Raw genomic sequence first — 17,626 nt, forward strand, 5'->3', positions numbered from 1 at the left:
AAATGGACCTCGACGCCCTCACCGCAGCCCGCCGGGCGGAGTGGGAGCGACTGGACGCCCTCAGCCGGGCACGCCGGCTGACCGGTGAAGAGGTCGACGAGCTCGTCACCCGGTACCAGGCGGCGTCGGCGGATCTGGCCGACATCAAGACGTCCGCCGGCCGCACGCCGCACGGCGACCACGTCTCGACGATGCTCGGGCGGGCGCGGCTGCGCCTGACCGGCGCCCCCGAGAACGTCCTGCGCCAGATCCCGCGCTTCTTCGCCCTGCAGCTGCCGGCGGCCCTCTACCGCGTGCGGTGGACCACCGGCGCGGTGGCCGTCGCCTTCGTGCTGGTGGCTCTCGTGGTCGCGCTGTGGATCTCGGGGGATGCCGCTCTCATCGCCAGCCTGGGTCCGCAGGCGCAGCTCGAGCAGTACGCCGAGAACGACTTCACGCAGTACTACAGCGAGAATCCCGCCGCGGTGTTCGCCGGGACGGTGTGGACGAACAACGCCTGGATCGCGGCGCAGTGCGTCCTGTTCGGCGTCACCGGGATCTGGCCCCTGATGGTCCTGGTGCAGAACGCCGTGGGGGTGGGGACCGCCGCTGCGGTCATGCTCGCCTTCGGCCGCGGCGACGTGTTCGTGCTGTACATCCTTCCGCACGGCCTGCTCGAGCTCACCTGCATCTTCGTCGCGGGGGCGGCAGGGCTGCACGTCTTCTGGGCGTGGGTGGCGCCCGGACGGCGGCGGCGCGCCGAGGCGCTCGCAGAGGCGGGCAGGTCGCTGGCGGCGGTGGCCCTGGGCCTCGTGCTCGCTCTGGCGGTCGCCGGGCTGATCGAGGGGTTCGTCACCGGTCAGCCCTGGCCCTGGCTGGTGAAGATCGGCATCGGGGCGGCCGCGCTGGCGCTCTTCCTCGTCTACATGCTCGTCGTGGGGCGACGCGCATGGCGGCTCGGCGAGAGCGGCGATCTCACCGAGTACGAGGCGGGGACGCCCACGCTCGTCGCCGGGTGACGGCATCCGGGATTTCTTTTGAATTGTTCAAAACAAGGACTAGACTGGTCCGCATGACGTCCCCGCGCGCGCATGCCCCGGCAGATCCTGCCGCACGGCTGCGCGAGGCGGGCCTGCGCGTGACCGACCCCCGGCGCGCGGTGCTCGACGCCCTCGCGGCGCACCCCCACTCGAGCGCCGACGACCTGTACCGCTCGGTCGTCCGGAGCCTGCCGGCGACGAGCCTGCAGTCGGTGTACAACGCCCTCGCCGACTTCGTCGACGCCGGGCTCGCCCGCCGCATCGAGCCGGCAGGCCGCCCCGGCCTGTTCGAGCTGCGCGTCGCCGACAACCACCACCATCTGGTGTGCACGGGCTGCGGCCGCGTCGAGGACGTCGACTGCGCCGTCGGCGCCGCACCGTGCCTGGTGCCCTCGGACGACCGCGGCTTCACCGTCCAGGCCGCCGAGGTCACCTTCTGGGGCCGCTGCGCCGCGTGCGCCGCCGCCTGATCCCACCTGCCCGAACCCGCCCGCGAATGGAAGGACACCCATGACCGACAAAGAGAACGTCGTGCCCGAGATCGGCGAGAACCCGACCGACATCGACCACGCCGTCACCGACATCGACACCCCGGTCGACGAGCGCGAGGACGGCGAGGACCGCCCCCGCTCCAACGAGGACCTCGGCGGGTGCCCGGTCATCCACGGCGATGCCGCCGGCGTCGCGACGCCGGCGTGGTCGGGCGCGCAGCCGCACCCGACGGTGGGCTCGGCCAACCGCGTGTGGTGGCCCAACCAGCTGAACCTCAAGGTGCTGGCAAAGAACCCCGCCGTCGCCAACCCCCTCGCCGAGGACTTCGACTACAAGGCCGCCTTCGCACAGCTCGACCTCGCCGCGGTGAAGAAGGACATCGAGCAGCTGCTCACCGACTCGCAGGACTGGTGGCCCGCGGACTTCGGCCACTACGGGCCGTTCATGATCCGCATGGCCTGGCACAGCGCCGGCACCTACCGGGTGACCGACGGGCGCGGCGGCGGTGGCGCGGGCATGCAGCGCTTCGCCCCGCTGAACAGCTGGCCCGACAACGTCAGCCTCGACAAGGCGCGCCGTCTGCTGTGGCCCGTGAAGAAGAAGTACGGCCAGAATCTGTCCTGGGCCGACCTGATGATCCTCGCCGGCAACGTCGCGCTGGAGTCCATGGGCTTCAACACCTTCGGCTTCGGCGGCGGGCGCCCCGACGTGTGGGAGCCGGACGACGACGTGTACTGGGGTCCCGAGACCACGTGGCTCGCCGACGAGCGCTACAGCGGCGACCGGGAGCTGGAGCGGCCCCTGGCCGCGGTCCAGATGGGCCTCATCTACGTCAACCCCGAGGGCCCGAACGGCAACCCCGACCCGCTGGCGTCGGCCCGCGACATCCGCGAGACCTTCGGTCGCATGGGCATGAACGACGAAGAGACCGTGGCGCTCATCGCCGGCGGCCACACCTTCGGCAAGACCCACGGCGCCGCGCCCGACACCTACCTCGAGAGCAACCCCGAGGCGGCCGGCCTCGAGATGCAGGGTCTGGGCTGGAAGAACAACTTCGGCACCGGCAAGGGCGATGACACCATCACGTCGGGCCTCGAGGTGACGTGGACGTACCACCCCACCCGCTGGGACAACGAGTACTTCCACATCCTCTACGCCTACGAGTGGGAGCTCATGCGCAGCCCCGGCGGCGGCCACCAGTGGCGACCCGTCAACGGCGGCGGCGCCGACATGGTGCCGCTGGCGCACTCGGACGGTCGCCGCGAGCCCCGCATGCTGACCAGCGACCTCGCACTGCGCGTGGACCCGGAGTACGACCGGATCTCGCAGCGCTTCCGCGACGACCCGGTGGCCTTCGGCGACGCGTTCGCCCGTGCGTGGTTCAAGCTGACCCACCGCGACATGGGCCCGATCGCGCGCTACCTCGGACCCGAGGTCCCCGCCGAGGAGCTCATCTGGCAGGACCCGGTTCCCGCGGTCGACCACCCGCTGATCGACGCCGCGGCCGCGCGCGAGCTGAAGGACGCGGTCCTGGCCTCGGGCCTGAGCGTCTCAGAGCTCGTGCGGTTCACGTGGGCGGCGGCGTCCTCGTTCCGCGGCAGCGACAAGCGCGGCGGCATCAACGGCGCCCGCATCCGCCTCGCCCCGCAGAAGGACTGGCAGGTCAACGACCCGCAGCTGGTGTCGAAGGTCGTCGCGGTGCTGGAGTCGGTCAAGGCCGATTTCGACGCCGCACGCACCGACGGCACGAAGGTCTCGCTCGCCGACCTGATCGCACTCGCCGGCAACGCCGCGGTCGAGAAGGCGGCCAAGGATGCCGGCGTCGACGTCGAGGTGCCCTTCCACCCCGGCCGCACCGACGCCTCGCAGGAGCAGACCGACGAGCTGTCCTTCTCGTTCCTCGAGCCGGTGGCCGACGGATTCCGCAACTACTACGGACCCGCCGCCACGCTGCCGCAGGAGCACCACCTCATCGACCGGGCCAACCTGCTGACCCTGAGCGCCCCCGAGATGACCGTGCTGGTCGGGGGGCTCCGCGCCCTCGGCGCCAACTGGGACGGCTCGTCCTACGGTGTCTTCACCGATCGCCCCGGCGTCCTCAGCAACGACGTCTTCGTCAACCTGCTGGACCTGGGGACGACGTGGAAGCCGCTGGACAAGGGCGCCCAGGCCTTCGCGGGCACCAAGGACGGCTCCGGTGCGCCGGTGGGCGTGGGCACCCGCGTCGACCTGCTGTTCGGCTCGAACTCCGAGCTGCGTGCGCTGGCCGAGGTCTACGCCTCGGACGACGCCGGCGAGAAGTTCGTCCGCGACTTCGCCGCGGCGTGGGGCAAGGTCACCGAGCTGGACCGCTTCGACCTGCGCTGATCGCCCGCCGATCGCGAAGGCCCGTCCCCGACAAGGGGGCGGGCCTTTCCGCGTCAGCGGACGCGAGCCTCGCCGGCTGCGGGCGGGACGCCGCCGCGCTCGAGGAGCGCGCGGTGCACCAGGCCGCCGATGAGGCCGCCCACGAGGGGGAACACGATGAACGCCCACAGCTGCGCGAGCGCCATGCCGCCGCCGTAGAGGGCGGTCGCGAGGGACCGGGCGGGGTTGACCGAGGTGTTGTCGATGGGGATCGAGGCGAGGTGGATGACGGTGAGGGTCAGGCCGATCGCGATCCCGGCGAAGCCCGCGGTCCCGCGCTGCGGGTGGGTGACTCCCAGGATCACCAGCAGGAAGACGGCGGTGAAGAGGATCTCGGCGGTGACCGCCGCGCCGAAGCCGAAGCCGCCGGGGGAGAGCTCGTCCCAGCCGTTGCTGGCGAACCCGGCGTTCTGCGCGTCGCCGAGCCAGGAGCCCGGCCCGAAGACGCCGATGAGGACGATGAAGGTGGTCGCGACGACGCCGCCGACGACCTGCGCGACGACGTAGCCCGGGGCCTCGCGCCACGAGAAGCGCCCGGCCGCGGCGAGCCCCACAGTGACCGCGGGATTGAAGTGTCCTCCCGAGACCGGTCCCCACGTGTAGATCGCCGCCATCAGGGTGAGCCCGAACGCCAGCGCGACCCCCACGAATCCCACGCCGACGGACGTGCCGTTGGCGCCCGTGCCGGCATCCGAGGCGAACAGCGCGGTGCTGATCGATCCGAACACCAGGAGGAACGTCCCGAGGGCCTCGGCGACGAGCCTCTGCGTCATGGTGTGGGCGGTGACGGCATCCGGCATGGCGGCTCCTTCTCTCGTCGCGAGGATAGCGCGCGCGGCGCCGTCACAGCCGTCCTGCCGCCTTGAGCGCCAGGTACCGGTCGGCGATGCGGGGCGGCAGCTCATCGGGTGACGCCGCGATCGCCTCGCCCCCGGCCCGCACGATCGCCGAGGCGACGCTCGCCGCCTCGCGTGCGGTGCGCTCGCGTGCCGCCTCGCGGTAGACGTCCTCGGCGTCCGGGCGCTCGGGAAGGGGCTCGCGGTCCCCGGTGACGGTGCCCACCAGCACGACCGAACGCGCGGTGAGCGCGGGGAGCGACCCGAGGAAGCCGCGAGCGGCGTCCGGAGCGTCCTGCGCCGTCAGCAGCACCACGAGCGACGGGCGGGTCGTGAACCCGCGCAGCGCGGCGGTCGCAGCATCCCAGTCGGTGTCGATCAGCTGCGCGTGCACCGGGGCCATCGCGTCCACGAGCGCCGGCAGCAGCGACGGGCCGTCGGCGCGCGTGACGCGGGCGCGCGTGACGCGGTCGAACATCAGCAGGTGGACATGATCGCCGGCGCGTGTGGCGAGCGCCGCCAGCAGCAGGGCGGACTCCATGGCGGCGTCCAGGCGCACCCCGTCGCCCACGCGGGCCGCGGCGGTGCGCCCGGTGTCGATGAGGATCACGACGTGGCGATCGCGCTCCGGCCGCCAGGTGCGCAGCATCGTCGTGCCCGCGCGGGCCGTCGCCCGCCAGTCGATCGAGCGCACGTCGTCGCCGCGGACGTATTCGCGCAGGCTGTCGAACTCGGTCCCCTGGCCGCGCACCTGCACGCTGGTGTTGCCGTCGAGCTCGCGCAGCCGGGCCAGGCGCGAGGGCAGGTGGCGCCGGGACGTGAACGGCGGCAGCACCCGCACGGCGCCCGGGGCGTCCAGACGTCGCTGACGGCCGGCGATCCCCAGCGGCCCGGTGGCGCGGACGACGACGAACTCGCTGCGCAGCTCGCCCCGCCGGCGGGGGAGCAGCGGGATGGTCACCCGCCGCGCCTCGCCGGGCGGGATGTCGATGCGCGGACGCTCCGGCGGGGCTCCCGCCGTCGGCTGCCACGCGTCCCTGATCCGTCCTCGCAGGCGCCGGTCGCCGGTGTTGCGCAGGATCAGCGTGGACATCGCCGCCTCATCCCGGCGCACGCGCTGAGGAAGATCCCTCCGGACGACGAGCCGCCGGGGCTCCGGCGCGGCGGCGACGTCGGCGGCGGCGAGCAGCCCGCACACCGCGAGCCAGCCCGCCGCGGCGAGCCACGCGTCCGCTCCGGCGAGCGAGACCAGGATCACGGGCAGCGCGCCCGCGGCGACGAGGAGGGGAAGACGACCGGTGACGAACACGTGCGGCCGATCAGATGGGCACGCGCGTCTGCTGCAGCACCGAGCCCAGGACCGCGTCGACCGACACGCCCTCCAGCTCGGCGTCGGGCCGCAGCCGGATGCGGTGACGCCACGTGGGGACGACCATGGTCTGGACGTGGTCGGGGGTGATGGCGGGGTAGCCGCCGAGCCACGCCCACGCCTTCGCCGCGGCCAGCAGCGCCGTGGACCCTCGCGGGCTCACACCCAGCTGGACGGAGGGGCTCCGCCGCGTCGCCTGGGCGAGGTCGACGACGTACCCCAGCAGGTCATCGGACACGGTGACGGATGCCGCGGCCCGCTGCGCCGCGCGGATCTCATCGGCCGTCACCACCGGCGACAGGCCCGCCGCCGGCAGGTCGCGCGGATCGAACCCGCTCGCGTGCCGGCGCAGCACCGCGAACTCCGCCTCTCGCGGGGGCAGGTCGACGACGAGCTTCAGCAGGAACCGGTCCAGCTGCGCCTCGGGCAGGGTGTAGGTGCCCTCGTGCTCGATGGGATTCTGGGTCGCCGCCACGAGGAACGGGTCCGGCAGCGGCCGTGTGACGCCGTCCGCCGAGACCTGGCGCTCCTCCATCGCCTCGAGCAGGGCGGCCTGCGTCTTCGGGGGCGTGCGGTTGATCTCGTCCGCCAGCAGGACGTGGGTGAACACCGGCCCCGGGCGGAACTCGAACTCACCCGTCCGGGCGTCGTACACGAGCGAGCCCGAGACGTCGCCGGGCATCAGGTCGGGAGTGAACTGCACCCGGCGCGTCTCGAGCCCGAGGGCGGCGCTGAGCGAGCGCACGAGCAGTGTCTTCGCCACGCCGGGCACCCCCTCCAGCAGGACGTGGCCGCGGGCCAGCAGCGCGATGAGCAGGCCCGTCACGGTGCCGTCCTGCCCCACCACCGCCTTGCCCACCTCGGTGCGGACGCGGTTCATCGCCTCTCGCAGTGCTCGGTGGTCGGGCGCGCTGTCGTCGGGCCGGGGCTCGGTCATCGCGGGTTCCTTTCGTATCGGGTCGCGGCATGCACCGCGCGCTCCAGGTCTCGAAGCGCCGTGCTCAATCTCACGAGGTCGGCGTCGCCGGCGGGGGTGTCGTCCACGAGGACGCCGCGCACGGCGCGCGGGTCGGCGCCGGATGCCGCAGCCGCCGCATCGGCGACGGCGGGTGCGCTCGCGGTGGCGCCGAGCCCGAGCATCCGGGCGATGCGCTCCTGCGAGCCCCGGCGCAGCAGGCGGGCCGCGTGTGCGGTGTCGCGGGCTCGGGCATACAGACGCGCGCGACCCTCGGCGGTCTCGCCGGCGCGGACGGTGACCGGCAGTCTCTCGGCCACGAGCGGCCCGAACCGGCGCCCGCGCCAGATCGCCGCAGCGAGCCCGGCGGCCAGCAGCACGACGATGACGGGGCTCACCCACGGCGGGGTCAGCTCTCCGAGGGAGGGATCGGTGTCCTCGAGGTCGGAGTCGCCCAGGGTGGGGAGGTACCAGACCACCGTGGGGTGGCCGCCCAGGATACCGAGGCCAAGGGCGGCGTGACCCGATCGTGCGAGGGAGTCGTTGGCGATCACCGCGCGCGCGTCGAAGGCCCACGCACGCCTCGTACCCGACTCGTGTACGAGGAGCCCGGCCCCGCCGGCCGCCGGGAAGCACGCCGCGACGCCGGGCCCGGCCGAATACACCGCGCCGGGTTCGATCCGCGCCGCGCGGTCGGCCGCCGCGACGGCGCACTCGGCTGCCGCCGTCTCGTCGCCGGCGCGGCCGGCCGGGGCCGAGCCCGAGAGGAAGAGGTCCAGCGTCCGGGATCGGGGGTCGAGCACGACGAGGTCGGCGGCGTCCGCGGCGAGGGCGGCGAGCCCCTGGTCCGACAGCGCCGGCGCGTCGGGCAGCACCAGGGTGCGGGGCTCCTCCGACAGGAGCGCGGCGGCCTCGGCCCGGCTGCGCGTGAGGATCACCTCGACGCCGTTGCGCTCCAGGATGCGCACGATCGCGCGCGTGCCGCCGGGACCGGCGGACTCCGGGTCCAGGGTGCCGCGCTCGACCCGCTGGCCGAGGTCCGAGAGGGCGGCGCCCGCGCCGCCGACGAGTAGGAGCGCCACGCCGATCGCGACCCATGCGCCGATGCGGCGGGGACGAGGCCCGGCGAGGGTCGCCCGCGCCGTCGAGGACACGTCGACGCCGGTCATGCCGGCACGGTCAGGACGGGTCGGGCGCCGGCCAGCGCGTCGTCGGCCTCGGCCACGGTGCGGTAGAGCGCCTCGGTGCCGGGGCGGCGCAGGTAGCGCACGTCGTCGAATGCGGTCGCGGCGCGCTCGAGCCCCGCCGCCTGGGCGGGGAAGGCGCGGGCCGCCGCGCGGGCGAAGCCGTGCACCGTCGTCCCGGGCGGGGTGTCGACCACGCCCCGCTCGACGGTGCTGCGAGCGAGGGCCCGGAACCGCAGGACGACGGCGGCGTCCCACTCCCCTCGGGCGGCGCGGGCGGCGGCGTCCTGCCGGAGCTCGGCGGCGGTGCGGGCGTCGTCCTCGGCGAAGAGCAGCGCAGGCTGGGATCGCGCCCGGTGGCCGGCTCGGGGCACGCCCCAGACGACGAAGGCCGCCACGATGATGCCGGCGACCACGATCGCCGCCACGAGGGCGAAGGCCGGCTCGAATCCCGACGGCACCTCGGGCGAGAACAGGCTCGCGAAGAAGTCGCCCACAGCGCGCGCGATCCGGTCCCAGGCTGTCGGCTCGGCCGCCGCGTAGGCGGGATCGGCGAGCTCCTGCTCGGCCCACCGGCGCGCCTCGTCCGGGTCCGGGACGAGGGGCGGCCCGGACGCGCCGGGCACCCTCAGCGCGCTCACCGCGGCGGTGCCGGCGCGTCGGACGACGGCGCGCCCGGCGCCGCCCACGGTGCGTGGTCGCTGTCGGCCGCAGGCGGCGCGGCCTGCGCCGCCTGCTCCGCCGACGGCGCGGGGGCCGGAGGCGCGTACGCGGGCGGGGTGCCGTAGGCCGGGGGAGCGTACGCGGGCGGGGTGCCGTAGGCCGGGGGAGCGTACGCGGGCGGGGTGCCGTAGGTCGGGGGAGCGTACGCGGGCGGGGCGCCGTAGGTCGGGGGAGCGTACGCCGTTGGAGCGCCGTAGGCGGGGGGTGCGCCGTACGCGGTAGGCGCGTACGCGGGGGGTCCGTAGGCCGGCGAGGCGGGATACCCCGCCGGAGCGGCCGGAGGCCGGGCGAGCGCGCGGCCGATCCCCACGAGGTAGGGGTCGGCGAGGTCGGGCGCCCCGGCATCGCGACGCTCGACGTAGGCCAGCAGATCCAGGTCCAGCCCCTCGCGGCGCATCCGGCAGTCGATGTAGACGATCGCGGTCGCGGTGGACTGCACGACGACGGCGACGGACTGGATGAGCAGGGTGACGGCCTGGACGAGCACGAGGGTGACGACCGTCCCGATGACCGCTGCGATGTCGGGCGCTCCGGTCGGCGCGATGATCGTCGTGACCCCGGTCGCCAGGAACGAGAACGGCAGGCTCACCACCTGGGCGATCGCGCCGAAGGCCATCGAGATGATCACGATGATGCCGAGCGTGGACCAGAAGCGGCCGCGCACCAGGGTCCATGCCCGCACGACCGCTGCCCGGATCGTCGCGCGCTCGAGGATGATGGCGGCCGGCGCCAGCAGCAGCTTCGTCGTGAGCCACAGGGCGACGGGGATCGCGGCGAGGACGAGGAGGACCGTCAGCGCCACCGCGGCCGGGGGCGCCGTCACCCCGATCGCGAAGACGAGGGCGCCGACCGCGGCGATCACCGCGATCACTGCGCCCGCCAGCAGCATGGCGTAGCCCACGAGCCGCCATGCGACAGGCTTCACGCGCCGCCACAGCGCCCGCAGGGTCAGCTTCTCGGCGACGGCGGCGTGGGCGACCTCGGTGACGACGATCCCCTGGACGATGACGCCCAGCGCGCCGGCGCCGAGGCCCAGCACGAAGCCGGTGACGGCCGTGAGCGCCAGCGACCCCGCCGCGATCTGGTCGAACTCGTCCGTGCCGGGCGGCACGGTCTCCAGCCGCGCGAACGACGCGACTCCCACCGCCCCCACGGCGACGATCACCAGCAGATAGGCGGCGGTCTGGACGATCAGGGCGAACCCCAGCAGGACGCGCGGGTTCTGACGCAGCGCGGTGAACGAGCGCCCGAGGATCGTGCCGAAGGGCAGCGGATGCAGCGGGATGATGCCCGGGCGCGACGCCGGAGTCCAGGCGGGATAGGCGGTCACGAGAATCCCCCTCGCGGTCGTGTCCGTCGACCCGGGTGGCGCGCGCGGCCAGCGCGGACCGCCGGGAAGACCCCTATCGTGTCACAGCAGCGGGGGATCTTCGGTGAACGCACGGCGTGCGGTGGGCGGACCCCTCCGCCCCGTCGACTACTCTGTGGGAAGCGCACGGGGACCGGTGCCGTCATCGCCGTGTCCTCCTCCCGACGCAAAGGACGACGCGGCAGCATGACATCACGAATCCTGGTGGTCGACGACGACACCGCTCTGGCCGAGATGATCGGCATCGTGCTGCGCACCGAGGGATTCGACACCGTCTTCTGCGCCGACGGGGCGCAGGCCGTCGAGACGTGGCGCACCGAGCGTCCCGATCTCATCCTGCTCGACCTCATGCTGCCGGGGATGGACGGGATCGAGATCTGCACGCGCGTGCGGGCGGAATCCGGCATCCCGATCATCATGCTGACCGCGCGCACCGACACCGCCGACGTGGTGAAGGGGCTGGAATCGGGAGCCGACGACTACATCGTCAAACCGTTCAACCCCAAGGAGCTGGTCGCCCGCATCAAGACGCGGCTGCGCCCCGCCGGCAACCCCAGCGGCGATGTGCTGCGCATCGGCGATCTCGTCGTCGACGTCTCGGCGCACGAGGTCCGCCGCGGGGACACCCCCATCGGCCTGACCCCGCTGGAGTTCGAGCTGCTGGTGGCGCTGGCGTCCAAGCCGCAGCAGGTCTTCTCGCGCGAGATGCTGCTCGAGCAGGTCTGGGGCTACCACTACAAGGCGGACACGCGACTGGTGAACGTCCACGTCCAGCGTCTGCGCGCCAAGGTCGAGAACGACCCCGACAACCCCAAGATCGTCACCACCGTGCGCGGGGTCGGATACCGCGCCGGCGCCGTCGTGTGAGGTCGGGCGTGCTCTCGACCGGCACGGGGGTGACGGCGACGACGGCGTCGCTGGACTCGTGGCGCGAGTGGCGCAGCTGGCCGCGCCGCGTCGCGTGGCTGTGGCGGCGCTCGCTGCGCTTCCGCACCCTGGTGGTGACCCTGGGACTGACGTCCCTGGCGGTGGCGATCGCGTGCGTGTGGATGGCGCTGGCCATCCAGAACGACCTGTTCGATTCGCGCCTGCGACAGGTGCTCACCGACGCCCAGCGGGCCAACGCCGCGGCCCAGACGACGCTCGACAGCGCCGCCACGCAGGGCGACCAGGTGCGCCTGCAGAACGTCATGACGGCGGTCAACACCGAGCTGCGCCAGCAGGCGGCCGCCGACATGATCGCGGTCTTCCGCGTCGGTCCACCGACCGACAACGCGCCCCAGGACTTCGCCACGGCGCCGTGGGCGGAGGACATCATCACCGCCGGGCTGCGCGACCGGGTCCAGCTCGGGGCGGGTCAGCAGTGGTGGCAGTCCGTCGCGCTCCCCGTCGAGGGCGGCAGCGTCCCGGGTATCATGATCGGCCAGCAGCTCGAGGTGCCCGACGTCGGGCCCTACGAGCTCTACCTCGCGTACGACCTGGCCGGCGCCGCCCAGACGCTCGGCTTCGTGCACGGCACCCTGTGGTTCTCGGGCATCGCCCTGGTGCTGCTCATCGGCGGCATCTCGTGGTTCGTCCTGCGCTCGGTGACGATCCCCATCGCCGAGGCCGCCGAGACCAGCGCCCAGCTCGCGGCGGGCCGCCTCGGCGTGCGCCTGCCGGTGCGCGGCGAGGACGAGCTGGCCACGCTCGGGCGCTCCTTCAACGCCATGGCCGACAGCATCGAGTCGCAGATCAAGGAGCTCGCGGACCTGTCGCTCGTGCAGCAGCGCTTCGTCTCGGACGTCTCGCACGAGCTGCGGACGCCGCTGACGACCATCCGGCTCGCGGCGGACATGATCTACGACCAGCGCGAGGACTTCGACCCCACCACCGCGCGCGCCAGCGAACTGCTCAACGCCCAGGTGCAGCGGTTCGAGACGCTGCTGACCGACCTGCTCGAGATCAGCCGCTACGACGCCGGCTCCGTGCAGCTGGAGCTCGAAGCCACGAGCCTGGCGCACCTGGCCGAGGACGTCATCTCGTCGATGCACCAGCTGGCCGAGCAGCACGGCACCGACGTGCGCCTCGTCGCCCCCGGCGGCTACTCGCCCGTCGACATGGACCCCCGCCGCGTGCGGCGCGTCGTGCGCAACCTGCTCGGCAACGCCATCGAGCACGGCGAGGGGCGGCCCATCGTGGTCACCGTCGACAGCAACCAGCAGGCCGTCGCCCTGGGCGTGCGGGACTACGGTCTGGGCATGCGCCCCGAAGAGGCCGAGCGCGTGTTCGACCGGTTCTGGCGCGCCGACCCCTCGCGCACGCGCACGATCGGCGGCACGGGCCTCGGGCTGTCGATCGCGCTGGGCGACGCGCGCCTGCACGGCGGCGAGGTGACGGTGTGGAGCGAGCCGGGCCGCGGGTCCCACTTCGTCCTCACCCTGCCCCGTCGGGCGGGGACCGAGCCGGTGCCGTCGCCGATCGAGGCGCACCCCACCGACGACACCGGTGCCGGCGTGGAGGGGCTGGGGCTGACCCAGCCGATCCAGGTGCCGGAGTCCGATGCGGCCGCCGGGACCGCCCCCGCCGCGGGAGCGGCGACGTGACCGCGCGGCGCCGGATCGGAGCCGCGGTGGTGGCGTGCCTCGCCCTGCTGCTCTCGGCGTGCGCGGGGCTGCCGACCAGCGGGCCGGTGTACCCGGGGCAGGAGGCCGATGCCACCGATGCGCCGCAGGACACCATCTTCCTGCCCGACCGGCCGCAGCCGGGGGCGACCCCCGAGCAGATCGTCGAGGGGTTCATCCGCGCCGGCTCCGGACCCACCGACAGCTGGGGGCGTGCCCGGGAGTTCCTCGACGCCGGTTTCACCGCATGGCGCCCCGAGGCCGGGGTCACGGTGGTCCGCCCCGGCGACCGGGTGTTCGAGGCGACCGAGGAGGGCGTCGTGACGGTCTCGGTGGTCGCGATCGCCACCGTCGACGAGCGGGGCGCGTACGAACCCGTGGATGCCGGCACGACGACGCTGTCGTACCGGCTCGCGCAGCAGGACGACGGCGAGTGGCGCATCACCGAGGCGCCCGACGGCATCGTGCTGGACCGGGACGTCTTCCCCAGCGTCTACCAGCGCTACGCGGTGACCTACTTCGACCCGACATGGCAGTACCTCGTGCCGGACGTGCGGTGGTTCCCCACCACGAACGCGGCCACCCGCATCGCCGACGCCCTGGTCAACCGGCCGGTCGGCGAGTGGCTGGCGGAGTCGGTGGTGTCGGCCTTCCCCGAAGAGGTCACGGTGCGCGCCGCCGTGCCCGTCGAGTCGGGGGTGGCGCAGGTGGAGCTCAACGACGCCGCGCTCCGTCTCGACGCCGACACCCTCGACCGCATGCTGACCCAGCTGCAGGCGAGCCTGGCCTCCGCCGGGGTCTCCCGCGTGCAGATGTCCGTGGCCCAGGCGCCGCTGGATGCCGGCGTCCTGGCGACGCGGTCCACCCGCGTGTCCTCCCCGCCGCTCGTGCTCATCGAGGAGGGCTTCGGGTACTTCAGCGGAGACGAGCTCACCCCCGTCGAAGGGCTGTCGGCGGTCGTGCCCACGCTCGCCCCGACGGCCATCCAGCTCGGTCCCGACCGCGACCTCGCGACGCTTCGGGGCCGCAACGGCGTGGTGTACCGCGTCGCCGACGATGAGTCGATCGCGGTGGTCGACGAGCGCACCGGGCTCGCGGACCCCACCATCGACGGCTTCGGGACGGTGTGGTCCATCCCGCGGGGCGCACCGTCCGGACTCATCGCCGTCACCCTCGACGGCGTCGCCGTCCCGATGCCCGGCGCCTTCGCCGGCGCGGCGTCGGTGCCGGCGATGGCCATGTCGCGCGACGGGACCCGGCTGGCGGCGGTGGTCGAGGTCGGCTCCCGTCTGGAGATCTGGGTGTCCGGCGTCGTCCGCGACGCCGACGACGTCCCCATCGGGCTCGGCGACCCGCGCCTGCTCGGCACCGTCACCGGCACCGGCCGGAGCCTTGCCTGGCTGGACGAGGTCACGGTGGGCGTGCTCGTCGTCGACGGCGAGGCCGCGACGGTCCACGAGCAGATCGTCGGGGGGCCGTCGACGTCGACCGCGGCACCGGTCGCGGTCACCTCGATCGCGGGGGGCGCCGCGGCGGGGAACGTGCGGCTGCGCGCCGAGGACGGCACGCTCCTGGTGCGCCGCGGCGCCAACTGGCAGGAATCCGCCTCAGGCATCCTCGTGCTGGCGACCCAGCAGGGCACGCCCCGCTGACCCGCCCGCTCCTCCCCAGGCGGTCCGCCGCGGGGGACTGTGCACATCCTCGCCGCGGGACCCCGCGCCGCCGGCTGCGCGGGACAGGGTCGAAGTGTGACGCACCCGCCGGACCAGACCCCGCCCGCCGCCCGGCGCGAGGGATCCTTCGCCGCGCGGGTGGCCGCGGCGCTCGCCGACGCCGCGGCGCTGCTGCTCCCCGTGGAGTGCGCGGGGTGCGACGAGCCGGACGTGTCGCTGTGCGACTCGTGTCGCACGCGATTGGATCCACTCCCGCGCTCCGCCGTCGTCGACGGGCTGCGGGTGTGGTCCGCGCTGCCGTTCGAGGGCGTGCCGGCCCGCATCATCCGCGCGGTGAAGGAGGACGGGCGGACATCCCTGTGCCGATCCCTCGCCCCCGCGCTGGCGGCTGCGGTGAGCTCGGCCGCCGCCGAGGCGGGCGTCCCACTCGTGGCGGTGCCGGTCCCCACGTCGGCGGCCTCGTTCCGCCGCCGCGGCTACCGCGTGCCCGACCTCATCGGCCGGCGCGCGGGACTTCAGGTGCGCCGGCTGCTCGTGTCCACGCGCCCCACGCTCGACCAGCGGGGCCTGGATCGCGAGGCGCGCCGGGCGAACGTCGACGGCAGCATGCGCGCGCGCGGCGCGGCCGGCATCCGCGTGGTGATCATCGACGACGTGGTCACCACCGGGGCGACGCTCGCCGAGGCCGCCCGAGCCCTCACCGCCGCCGGGGCGGTCGTGGCCGGTGCCGCCACGGTCGCCGCCACCCCTCGCCGCGCCCCGGCACCCGTTTCGACACATCCCATTTCCCTACGTGACACCGGTGCGTCACGCGACTAGCGTGGGGGGTACAAGGCGACTGAAGGTCCGCCCTTGACCGGGAGGACCGGAACAAGGAGGTCAGGGATGGAAACCAGCATCGTCGGCGTGGGAGTGGGGATCACAGATCGCTTCCGCTCGGTCGTCGAAGAGAAGGCCACCCGCATCGCACACCTCGCTCCGCGCGCTCAGCGTGTCGACGTCAAGGTCACGCACCGCGCGTATCACAACGGCCGGATGGAGGACGAGACGGTCGAACTCACTGTCAACGGCAAGGGCCCGATCGTTCGGGCCGAGGCGACGGACGGCGACAAGTTCACCGCCCTCGATCTGGCGGTCGACAAGCTGTGCGAGCAGCTGCGCAGGGCGAAGGACAAGCGCGTCGACGCCCGCAACCACCCCCGTGGCGCGAAGTACGAGAAGGAGAAGGGCACGCTCGAGGGGATCGACGTCGAACCGGCATCCGTCGATGTGCTCCGTGCCGTCGCCACCGGCGAGGTGCCGGTCGTGGGCGGCTCCGAAGAGGAGGCCGAGTACACCCCCGTCGTCATCCGTACGAAGGAGTTCGACCCGGAGTGGATGACGGTGGAAGAGGCGGTGGACCGCATGGAGCTGGTCGGCCACGACTTCTTCCTCTTCGTCGATGCGCGCACCGATCACCCGAGCGTCGTCTACCGGCGCAAGGGCTGGGACTACGGCGTGATCTCGCTCACGACCCAGGCCGCGCCGGTCGAGCTGGCATCCTGATCTGACGAACGAGAACGCCCCGGTCCGAGGACCGGGGCGTTCTCTCGTGCGCGCCCTCACCCCCGGCGCGGTCGGCGGGTCAATCGAACATGCCGTCCAGCAGGCTCCCGATCACGAGTCCGCCGAGGATGCCGCCCATGACGTCGCCGCTGCCGCTGCGGCGTCCGCCGCCCCAGCCGCCGCCCCAGCCCCCGGGGCCGCCCCACTGATCGGGGCCCCCTTGGGGGCGGGAGCGGTCGATGTCGCGCTGGGCCAGCTGCAGCGCTTCGCTGGCGAGGAAGGCGGTGCGCCGCGCCATGTCCAGGGCCTGCTCGCGGTGGTCCTCGTCGATGTGCGACGCCGCCGCCACGGGGGTGCCGACATACCGGTCCAGGTCGAGCCGCACCCGCTCGGCCTCGGCCAGTCGGGTCCGCGCGTCGGCGCCGATCCAGCCGCGGTGGCCGGCGATGACGTCGCGCGCGACGGCGAGCTGGCGGTCGGCGTCGTCGACGGCGTGGCGCACATGGGCGAGGTCGGGGATCGGGCGGGCGGCGCGCTCGCGGGCGGCCGCGATGGCGGCATCCAGTGCCGAGTTCGCCTCGCGCAGTCGCGTCAGCTGCGCGAACGGGTCGGTGTTCACGCCCGCCGCGGGCAGGGCCGCCAGGGCCGCCTGCAGGTCCGCGATCGCGGCCTGCACGGCGGGCGTGTGCGGCTCGCGGAGTGCCACCACGAGGTCCTCCCGCGAGTCCTCGACCACCGCCGCGAGGGTGGATTCGGCACGCAGCGCCTCGATCTCGAAGGTCTCCACCGCTTCGATCAGGGTCTCGGCGCGCCGGACGGACTCGGTCGCCGCCTCCAGGGCGAGATTGGCCTGCTCGCGCTGGCCGGCGTCGCGACGGCGCTCGGCGATGCCGGCGCTGTGCTCGGCGAAGCCCAGCAGCTGATCGGCTTCGGCGGGGTTGGCGTCGATCTGGGCGAGCGCGGCGGCGGAGTAGCGCGCGGCCAGCCGGGACACCGCGTCGCGCGCGTGCGGAATGGCCGACCGCAGTCGCGCCACGTCGGTGCGCACCCCCTCGATGATCTGGGGTGCGCGCCGTGCGCGCTCGATGGCCGCGGCCAGCGTCTCGGTGCGGTCGTCGAGCAGATCCTCGGCCCACTCGCACAGCTGGACGATGCGGGCGTTGCGCGTGCGCAGCTCCTCGGCGGTGTCCGGGATCTCGTCGTGGTTCAGCTGGTGCAGGTGGAACGCCTCGCCGAGGTGCGTGCGCACCGCCTGCAGGGCCTCCCGCAGCTCGGACGTCGCGCCGGTGCCGAGCTCGGCCTCGGCGAAGACGAGCTCGTCACCGGTGAGCCGGATCCGCTCGTCCGCGGCCACGAGCGCCGACCGCGCCCGGCGCGCGAGGTCCTCGTCCTGCGCCTGCAGCTCTTCGTCGTCGCGTCTGCGTCTGCCCCAGAATCCGGCCATGCCTCGAT

15 protein-coding genes are annotated in these 17,626 nt (G+C 73.8%); 8 read left to right on the top strand and 7 right to left on the bottom strand.

All coding sequences use genetic code 11. From position 1 onward, the window contains the following. Window positions 1-2: 2 nt before the first annotated feature. Genes ACYVF4_RS11090 through katG form a run of 3 tightly spaced genes read left to right on the top strand, consistent with a single transcriptional unit; the run spans window position 3 to window position 3,878 of the window. Window positions 3-998, top strand: a complete 996-nt coding sequence (locus ACYVF4_RS11090) for a stage II sporulation protein M (RefSeq protein WP_460722640.1) — start codon at window positions 3-5, stop codon at window positions 996-998. Between the two features lie 53 nt (window positions 999-1,051). Then, on the top strand, window positions 1,052-1,489 hold the full coding sequence (locus tag ACYVF4_RS11095) for a Fur family transcriptional regulator (RefSeq protein ID WP_460722642.1): 438 nt from the start codon (window positions 1,052-1,054) through the stop codon (window positions 1,487-1,489). A gap of 40 nt (window positions 1,490-1,529) precedes the next feature. Beyond that, window positions 1,530-3,878, top strand: a complete 2,349-nt coding sequence (katG, locus tag ACYVF4_RS11100) for a catalase/peroxidase HPI (protein ID WP_460722644.1) — start codon at window positions 1,530-1,532, stop codon at window positions 3,876-3,878. A 53-nt stretch (window positions 3,879-3,931) separates the two neighbouring features. Here the strand turns inward: katG and ACYVF4_RS11105 are convergent, their stop codons facing one another. From ACYVF4_RS11105 to ACYVF4_RS11130, 6 genes are read right to left on the bottom strand one after another with little or no spacing between them, the layout of a single operon-like run. Beyond that, on the bottom strand, window positions 3,932-4,717 hold the full coding sequence (locus ACYVF4_RS11105; protein WP_460722646.1) for an aquaporin: 786 nt from the start codon (window positions 4,715-4,717) through the stop codon (window positions 3,932-3,934). A 43-nt stretch (window positions 4,718-4,760) separates the two neighbouring features. Further along, window positions 4,761-6,062: a DUF58 domain-containing protein gene (locus ACYVF4_RS11110; RefSeq protein ID WP_460722648.1), complete on the bottom strand. Its 1,302-nt coding sequence runs from the start codon at window positions 6,060-6,062 to the stop codon at window positions 4,761-4,763. A gap of 10 nt (window positions 6,063-6,072) precedes the next feature. Further along, window positions 6,073-7,059, bottom strand: a complete 987-nt coding sequence (locus tag ACYVF4_RS11115) for an AAA family ATPase (RefSeq protein WP_460722650.1) — start codon at window positions 7,057-7,059, stop codon at window positions 6,073-6,075. Next, a complete protein-coding gene (locus tag ACYVF4_RS11120) occupies window positions 7,056-8,246 on the bottom strand; it encodes a DUF4350 domain-containing protein (protein ID WP_460722652.1) in 1,191 nt (396 codons plus the stop codon). The genes ACYVF4_RS11115 and ACYVF4_RS11120 overlap by 4 nt, the downstream gene beginning before the upstream one ends. Then, complete coding sequence (locus ACYVF4_RS11125) at window positions 8,243-8,902, bottom strand: DUF4129 domain-containing protein (RefSeq protein WP_460722654.1); 660 nt, start codon at window positions 8,900-8,902, stop codon at window positions 8,243-8,245. The genes ACYVF4_RS11120 and ACYVF4_RS11125 overlap by 4 nt, the downstream gene beginning before the upstream one ends. Then, on the bottom strand, window positions 8,899-10,314 hold the full coding sequence (locus ACYVF4_RS11130; protein WP_460722656.1) for a glycerophosphoryl diester phosphodiesterase membrane domain-containing protein: 1,416 nt from the start codon (window positions 10,312-10,314) through the stop codon (window positions 8,899-8,901). Before ACYVF4_RS11130 ends, ACYVF4_RS11125 begins: the two co-directional genes overlap by 4 nt. 225 nt (window positions 10,315-10,539) lie before the next feature. On the opposite strand from ACYVF4_RS11130, the gene mtrA reads away from it, so the two are divergent. The 5 genes from mtrA to hpf all read left to right on the top strand — a co-directional run bounded on the left by mtrA (window position 10,540) and on the right by hpf (window position 16,174). Beyond that, the gene (mtrA, locus tag ACYVF4_RS11135; protein WP_460722658.1) at window positions 10,540-11,220 is read left to right on the top strand and encodes an MtrAB system response regulator MtrA; all 681 of its coding nucleotides are present in this window, start codon (window positions 10,540-10,542) and stop codon (window positions 11,218-11,220) included. Between the two features lie 8 nt (window positions 11,221-11,228). Then, the gene (mtrB, locus tag ACYVF4_RS11140) at window positions 11,229-12,938 is read left to right on the top strand and encodes an MtrAB system histidine kinase MtrB (protein ID WP_460722660.1); all 1,710 of its coding nucleotides are present in this window, start codon (window positions 11,229-11,231) and stop codon (window positions 12,936-12,938) included. Next, window positions 12,935-14,608: an LpqB family beta-propeller domain-containing protein gene (locus ACYVF4_RS11145; RefSeq protein ID WP_460722662.1), complete on the top strand. Its 1,674-nt coding sequence runs from the start codon at window positions 12,935-12,937 to the stop codon at window positions 14,606-14,608. The genes mtrB and ACYVF4_RS11145 overlap by 4 nt, the downstream gene beginning before the upstream one ends. Window positions 14,609-14,704: 96 nt before the next feature. Beyond that, a complete protein-coding gene (locus ACYVF4_RS11150) occupies window positions 14,705-15,448 on the top strand; it encodes a ComF family protein (protein ID WP_460722664.1) in 744 nt (247 codons plus the stop codon). A gap of 66 nt (window positions 15,449-15,514) precedes the next feature. Next, entirely contained in the window at window positions 15,515-16,174 is a 660-nt protein-coding gene (hpf, locus tag ACYVF4_RS11155; RefSeq protein ID WP_460722666.1) for a ribosome hibernation-promoting factor, HPF/YfiA family, read from the top strand. A 79-nt stretch (window positions 16,175-16,253) separates the two neighbouring features. Here the strand turns inward: hpf and ACYVF4_RS11160 are convergent, their stop codons facing one another. Beyond that, window positions 16,254-17,618 (bottom strand): hypothetical protein, encoded by a 1,365-nt coding sequence (locus ACYVF4_RS11160; RefSeq protein WP_460722668.1) that lies wholly within the window; start codon window positions 17,616-17,618, stop codon window positions 16,254-16,256. Window positions 17,619-17,626 lie beyond the last annotated feature (8 nt).

Source organism: Microbacterium aureliae, assembly GCF_054780155.1.